This is a genomic window from Streptomyces beijiangensis, assembly GCF_017315755.1.
In the GTDB taxonomy this organism is placed as follows: domain Bacteria; phylum Actinomycetota; class Actinomycetes; order Streptomycetales; family Streptomycetaceae; genus Streptomyces; species Streptomyces beijiangensis.
Window position 1 is genome coordinate 1 of sequence record NZ_JAFLRJ010000196.1, and the last position, 5,932, is coordinate 5,932.

The 5,932-nt window shown below is 70.2% G+C and carries 7 protein-coding genes; 4 read left to right on the plus strand and 3 right to left on the minus strand.

Annotation, left to right across the window (positions count from 1 at the left end; all coding sequences use genetic code 11):
- Nucleotides 1-213: 213 nt before the first annotated feature.
- On the minus strand, nt 214-1,500 hold the full coding sequence (locus J0695_RS21340) for an MFS transporter (RefSeq protein WP_206963724.1): 1,287 nt from the start codon (nt 1,498-1,500) through the stop codon (nt 214-216).
- Between the two features lie 63 nt (nt 1,501-1,563).
- Between J0695_RS21340 and J0695_RS21345 the strand changes: the two genes are divergently transcribed.
- The gene (locus tag J0695_RS21345) at nt 1,564-2,517 is read left to right on the plus strand and encodes a LysR family transcriptional regulator (RefSeq protein ID WP_206963725.1); all 954 of its coding nucleotides are present in this window, start codon (nt 1,564-1,566) and stop codon (nt 2,515-2,517) included.
- Here the strand turns inward: J0695_RS21345 and J0695_RS21350 are convergent.
- Complete coding sequence (locus tag J0695_RS21350) at nt 2,471-3,016, minus strand: DUF4188 domain-containing protein (RefSeq protein ID WP_206963726.1); 546 nt, start codon at nt 3,014-3,016, stop codon at nt 2,471-2,473. The genes J0695_RS21345 and J0695_RS21350 overlap by 47 nt on opposite strands.
- 86 nt (nt 3,017-3,102) lie before the next feature.
- Here J0695_RS21350 and J0695_RS21355 point away from each other — a divergent pair, with 86 nt between their 5' ends.
- Nucleotides 3,103-3,744, plus strand: coding sequence for a MerR family transcriptional regulator (locus J0695_RS21355; protein WP_206963727.1), 642 nt, complete (start codon nt 3,103-3,105; stop codon nt 3,742-3,744).
- A 210-nt stretch (nt 3,745-3,954) separates the two neighbouring features.
- The gene (locus J0695_RS21360; RefSeq protein ID WP_206963728.1) at nt 3,955-4,344 is read left to right on the plus strand and encodes a hypothetical protein; all 390 of its coding nucleotides are present in this window, start codon (nt 3,955-3,957) and stop codon (nt 4,342-4,344) included.
- 136 nt (nt 4,345-4,480) lie between these two features.
- On the opposite strand, the gene J0695_RS21365 is transcribed toward J0695_RS21360, so the two are convergent.
- Complete coding sequence (locus J0695_RS21365; RefSeq protein WP_206963729.1) at nt 4,481-5,254, minus strand: alpha/beta fold hydrolase; 774 nt, start codon at nt 5,252-5,254, stop codon at nt 4,481-4,483.
- A gap of 112 nt (nt 5,255-5,366) precedes the next feature.
- Between J0695_RS21365 and J0695_RS21370 the strand changes: the two genes are divergently transcribed.
- On the plus strand, nt 5,367-5,932 hold a 566-nt coding region (locus J0695_RS21370), incomplete at its 3' end, for an amidohydrolase family protein (protein ID WP_505383610.1).

Consider the following 5,932-nt stretch of genomic DNA (forward strand, 5'->3'; position numbering starts at 1 on the left):
GGGACGGTGACGGGGACGGGGGTGGCCGGCTCGCCGACACTGGTGCTCCGCTCCTGGTGACGGCGGCGCTTGCCTGGGCCGCGATCCTGATCGCCGCCGGCCTGATGATCCGGCGTAACAGGACCCGCCGCCACTGACGAGGGCCCGCGGCCACCGACAAGGACGGGCCCCGCCGTGTGGCGGGGCCCGTCTCCTGTGATCCGGCGCCGAGGGTCAGTTGCGTACGACGGCAGCCATCGCCGGCCGCTGGGCGCGGGCCGCGTACGTCCCGTACAGCGTGATCGACGCGACCCCCAGGACCGCGAGCAGTCCGAGGGCCACCGTGCCGCCCCAGCCCCCCGCGTGGAAGGCGATGGCGCCGAGGGTGCCGCCCGCGCTGGAGCCCAGGTAGTACGCGGACTGGTAGAGCGCGGAGGCCTGGGCGCGGCCTGTCTTCGCCGTACGGCTGACCGAGGACGACGCGACCGCGTGGCCCGCGAAGAAGCCCGCCGTGATGAGGACGAGTCCCAGCAGTACGGCGGCGATCGCGTCGGAGAGCGAGAGGAGGAGCCCTGCCGCAGTCGTCGAGACCGCCAGGTAGAGCGCGCCCCTGCGGCCCGTACGGGCGACGAGCTTGCCGGCGCCCGCGGAGGAGACCGTGCCGACCAGGTAGACGAGGAAGATCGAACCGACAAGACCCTGCGGGAGGTTGAACGGCTCGGCGACCAGGCGGTAGCCGATGACCGTGTAGACCGCGCCGAAGACCGTCATGAAGAGCGCGCCGATCGCGTACAGACGGCGCAGCAGGGGGTCGGCGAGGTGGGTGGTGACGGTGCGGCCGAGTGCGCGCGGGTTCAGCGAACCGGGCGTGAAGTTACGGGCCTTGGGGAGCAGGATCCGGAAGGCGACCGCGCACACGACGGCGAGCAGCCCGATGACTCCGAGCGCCACGCGCCAGCCCCACGCCTGGGCGGCCCAGCCGGCGATGATGCGCCCGCTCATGCCGCCGATGGAGTTGCCCGCGACGAAGAGGCCGATCGCGGCGACCAGCGCCTTGGGCCGTACTTCCTCCGCGAGGTACGCCATCGCCGATGCGGGAAGGCCCGCCAGCGCCGCGCCCTGTACGGCGCGCAGGGCGATCAGCCAGCCCAGGTTCGGCGCGAAGGGGACGAGCATGCCGACGCCCACGGCGACGGAGAGGGACGCCGTCATCATCGTGCGCCGCCCGAAGCGCTCAGAGAGCGCGCTGAGCGGCAGTACGCAGAGGGCCAGTGCGCCGGTCGCCGCCGAGACCGTCCAGCTGGCCTGGCTCGCCGTGACGCCGAAACCGGCGGTGATGGCGGGCAGCAGGGCCTGCGTGGAGTAGAGGAGGGCGAAGGTGGCGATACCCGCGGTGAAGAGCGCGAAGCTCATACGGCGGTATCCGGGAAGCCCCGGAGTGAGCTGCAGGGACTGCGGCTGGGACGACGGCGCGGCGGAGGCACTCACGGTGGTGAGCGCCCCGGTACTGGCAGGAGGCATGGGACCGAAATTAGCCCCGCCCCTTTCATGCGTCCAATGCACGAAGAGCCCATAATCAATCCCATGGCGCATAAGAGCAGCTCAGAGAGTCGGCTGTCACCGAGTAGTTACGAACAAGACATCACGCATCTCCTCGCGCCGCGCCTCGCGTACTTCGAGGCGGTCGCCCGCCACGAGCACGTGACCCGGGCCGCGCACGAGCTCGCCGTACCCCAGTCGACGCTCTCGCGCGCCATGGTCCGCCTCGAAGCGGACCTGGGCGTCGCCCTCTTCGCCCGCAACGGCCGCACCGTCGCCCTCACACCGGCAGGACGCACCTTCCTCACCACGGTCGAGCGGGCGCTCGCGGAGGTGGAGCGTGCGGCGGACTCGGTACGGGCGGACGCGGACCCGACCTCGGGCAAGGTGAACTTCGGCTTCCTGCACACGATGGGCTCCGAAACGGTCCCCGCCCTGATCCGCGCCTTCCGCGCCGACCACCCCAGGGTCCGCTTCCAACTGGTCCAGAACTACGGCGAGGCGATGCTGGCACGCCTGCGCTCGGGCGAGCTGGACCTCTGCCTGACGTCCCCCGTCCCGGACGCGCCCGACCTGGTGGCCCGCCGTCTGGACGAGCAGCGCCTGCGCCTGGTGGTCCCTGACGACCACCGCCTGGCGTCCCGCAAGAGGGTGCGCCTGTCGGAGGCGGCGGACGAAACCTTCGTCACGCTGGAGCCGGGTTACGGCCTGCGCCGCATCACCGACGACCTCTGTGAGGAGGCGGGCTTCAAGCCCCGTATCGCCTTCGAGGGAGAAGAGGCGGAAACCCTGCGGGGCCTGGTCGCGGCGGGCCTGGGCGTGGCCCTGCTCCCGCCCCCTGCGGTGGCGCGCCCCGGCGTCGTGGAACTGTCGGTGACGGGTCAGCGCGCGGTGCGCGAGATCGGCGTGGCCTGGCTGGACGGCCACCCGGACACGCCTCCGGTGGCAGCGTTCAAGGAGTTTCTGCTGTCACGGCGGGGGCATCTCCTGCCGGACTGACGACCGGCGTGCGGTGCGCGAAGCGGTCCGAGGCGCGCCTGCCGCGGCGCTCCAGGGGGAGCACTCCGTGGGCCGCGGCCAGGCCGAAGGGCGGCATGTCGCCGTAGATCGACTCGTAGGAACCCTCGGCGGCGATGTACGTCTCGTGCCAGAGCCCCACGTGCTGGCGCCGTTTGCCCTTGCGCTCCTTCTTGTTGAGGGTCGCCCAGGCCTCGCGGTGGAACATGTCGGGCGCGGAGGCGTACGCGTAGAGCTTCTCCTTCGACTCCCAGTACTGGACCACGTAGTACGTACGCGGTGATGCGGTCAGCAGGACGTGGCCGAGCAGTCCCCGGCTCTTGTCCTTCCCCAGCTCTCTGAGCATGCGAGGCATCGCCAGGAGCACCGGGCCCCAGTGGTGCACCGCCCAGAAGTGGTTGATGCGCATCCCGATCAGCAGGACCACCGCGTCCCCCTCGACAGCTGCGGTGGTGTTGCCCGGGATCGGCTTGGCGAACATCCTGCCTCCAGAGAACGTGTTGGATAATGGCGTTATCCATGCGTGGTCTCTTGGATAATGACGTTGTCCGACGAAGGGCGCAAGGGATGCGGCTGGCAGAGTTGAGCGAGCGGAGCGGCGTCTCCACCGCGACGATCAAGTACTACCTGCGGCAAGGGATGTTGGCGCCCGGCCGCCGTATCGGCGCGACCACCGCCGACTACGACGAGACCCATCTGCGGCGGCTGCGTCTGGTGCGCGCGCTGATCGAGGTCGGCCGGCTGCCGGTGGCCACGGCCAAGGAGGTCATCGGGTACGTCGACGACGACTCCCTGGACCGGACGATGCGCCTGGGCGCGGCGCTCTGGGCCCTGCCGCACGGCCCGGAACCCGACGAATCCGATGCCTCGGTCATCGCCGCCCACCACGAGGTGGACCGGCTGCTCGAAGTGCTGGGCTGGTCGACCACCCGCGAGATCGGCAGGCTCTCGCCCGACCTCCGCGAGCTGGTCGTCGCGGTGGCCACACTCAACCGGCTCGGCTACCCGTACGACGCCGAACTGATGGCTCCGTACGCCCGGTTGATGCACCAGGCCGCCGTCATCGACCTGGACTTCGTCGAGACCCACCCCTCCGAGGAGGAGAAAGTCGAGACGGTCGTCGCGGCCACCGTCCTCTTCGAGCCGGTGCTGCGGGCCCTGCGCCGGCTGGCCCAGGCGGAGGAGTCGGCGCGCCGGTACGGACTGTAGGCCATTCCTGTCGTCGGGAAATGCCGTCGACCGAATGTGATGAAGAGCCTGTGAATCGTATTTCCACCGCACCCGGCAGGGGCAATGGAAGTCCTGTTGGTACAAATGGTTGAAACCGGGAAACCCCCTGGTTGGTGAGACGTTTTTCCATCTGAATTCCTGCAAGCTGCAGGGCGTCACGTTCTCACGATCAATCAATGGAGACACAGGATGATTCGGAAGGTTCTCACCGGCGCCGCGCTGGTGTCCGCCGCTGTCGGCGCGTCGGTCGGTGCCACCGGTGTGGCTGCTGCCGCCGACGGCCCGCAGGCCGAGACCATGACCACCGCGCACGAGGCGAGCCAGGGCGCGCGTGCCTCCTACGGCGAGACGATGTCCGGCACGGGGGTGGCCCAGTTCGGCACCGAGAACGGTGACGTCGCGATCGCCGGCGACCCGGGCGGCATCGCCAACAGCTACGGCGCCCCGTTCGTCAACGTGGACCTGCGCTGCGCCGTTCCGGCCACGCAGGGTGTGGGCGGCAATGTCCTCGGTGGCCCCGTCGCCGCCTGCGACGACGCCCCGATCGACCAGTTCGACGCTCCTGAGCGCATCATCTGATACTGCGGCCATTCATTCTTGCTGAATGTCGCATCCATTCCCTCTTCGGCCGCGTTCCCTCCTGGTGCGGCCGAAGGGGGAATTGCATTTCCATCGGGCGGACGTGCAATTGACGGCAGGTGTGAAGGATTTGTCGTCACTTTCGCAATGAGCGTCCGAAACCCGCCGCCAGCGGCATCCGCAGCCCCAGTGGCGGAGGAGCAGCCAGGGCGTCCGCGACCGGGCGGCTGTACGACCGCGAGAACAGCGCCCCCGTCACGAAGTCCGCGGCCAGCGCGAGCACTTCGTCGCGGTGCTGGCGCAGCGCGTGGCCGTCCGAGTGCACCTCGAAGCGGCAGGTGTCGCGGTTCACCTTCTTGATCCGCTCCGCCAGCCGGAAGGAGAGCTCGGGGTCCGTGCGCGCGTCGTTCGTGCCGTGCACGATCAGCACCTGCCGGCCCACCAGCTGCTTCACCGGCTCCGGTGCCGCGGCCATGTCGTCCTCCGGCAGCCAAGGGGCCAGCGCCAGCACGGAGTTGACCGCCGGGTGGGCCGCCGCGTACAGCGCCGCCCTGCCCCCCATCCCGTGCCCGGCCAGGCAGACGGGGACGTCCCCGTACCTCCGTACGACCTCCTCCACCGCCCACCCGGCGTCCCGCGCGAGATGTGCGTCGGTGCCGTTCCAGCCGCGGCAGCGGTAGTGGACGACATGTGCGGCCAGGCCCTCATCCGCGCCCGCGCGCGCCAGGCGGCGGGCGAGCGGCTGTACGGCGGCGTGCGCGAGCCGGGACGGGCGGCGCTTCGAGTGGGGTTCGCCGTCGGGCAGCAGCAGGGCGACCCCGCTGACTCCGCCCGTCCTGCTGATCGCGAGGCCCGTGCCAACTGCCCGTCCCAGCCTGGCTTCCGGCGACCGAAGTGCTTGGTGTGGCATAACAGAACAGTCTCAGAAGCAGAGGTGTACTCCACCCGTCCGCACGGTCTCTGTTACGTATCGACCGGCGGATGCACTGCGCGATCTACGCGCGTAGGACTAGAGTACGGAAATGACGAACGAACCCAGCGGAGATCAGATCCGGCGCGCGCCCAAGGTGCTTCTGCACGACCACCTCGACGGCGGCCTGCGGCCCGGGACCATCATCGAGCTCGCCCGCGAGACCGGTTACGAGGGTCTGCCCGAGACCGAGGCCGACAAGCTCGGGATCTGGTTCCAGGAGGCCGCCGACTCCGGCTCGCTGGAGCGGTACCTGGAGACCTTCGCGCACACCTGCGCCGTCATGCAGACCCGCGACGCGCTCTTCCGCGTCGCCGCCGAGTGCGCCGAGGACCTCGCCGAGGACGGCGTCGTGTACGCGGAGATCCGGTACGCCCCCGAGCAGCACCTGGAGGCGGGCCTCACCCTCGAAGAGGTCGTCGAGACCGTCAACGAGGGGTTCAGGGAAGGGGAGCGGCGCGCCCGCGATGTCGAATCCGACAACACCGCCGCCCGGGAGGTCGCGGTAGCGGTTGGCGAGCTCGGCGATCTCCAGCGCGCGGGCCGCGTGCCGCATGGCGGTGAGCAGTGCTCCCACCCGGATGCGGTGGCCGTTGGCGCGGGCGCGCCGCTCCCCTT

What these genes read in the sequence shown, in the direction of transcription:
- J0695_RS21340 (WP_206963724.1), bottom strand. Translation starts at nt 1,500, where the DNA reads ATGCCTCCTGCCAGTACCGGGGCGCTCACCACCGTGAGTGCCTCCGCC.
- J0695_RS21345 (WP_206963725.1), top strand. Translation starts at nt 1,564, where the DNA reads ATGGCGCATAAGAGCAGCTCAGAGAGTCGGCTGTCACCGAGTAGTTAC.
- J0695_RS21350 (WP_206963726.1), bottom strand. Translation starts at nt 3,016, where the DNA reads ATGTTCGCCAAGCCGATCCCGGGCAACACCACCGCAGCTGTCGAGGGG.
- J0695_RS21355 (WP_206963727.1), top strand. Translation starts at nt 3,103, where the DNA reads ATGCGGCTGGCAGAGTTGAGCGAGCGGAGCGGCGTCTCCACCGCGACG.
- J0695_RS21360 (WP_206963728.1), top strand. Translation starts at nt 3,955, where the DNA reads ATGATTCGGAAGGTTCTCACCGGCGCCGCGCTGGTGTCCGCCGCTGTC.
- J0695_RS21365 (WP_206963729.1), bottom strand. Translation starts at nt 5,254, where the DNA reads ATGCCACACCAAGCACTTCGGTCGCCGGAAGCCAGGCTGGGACGGGCA.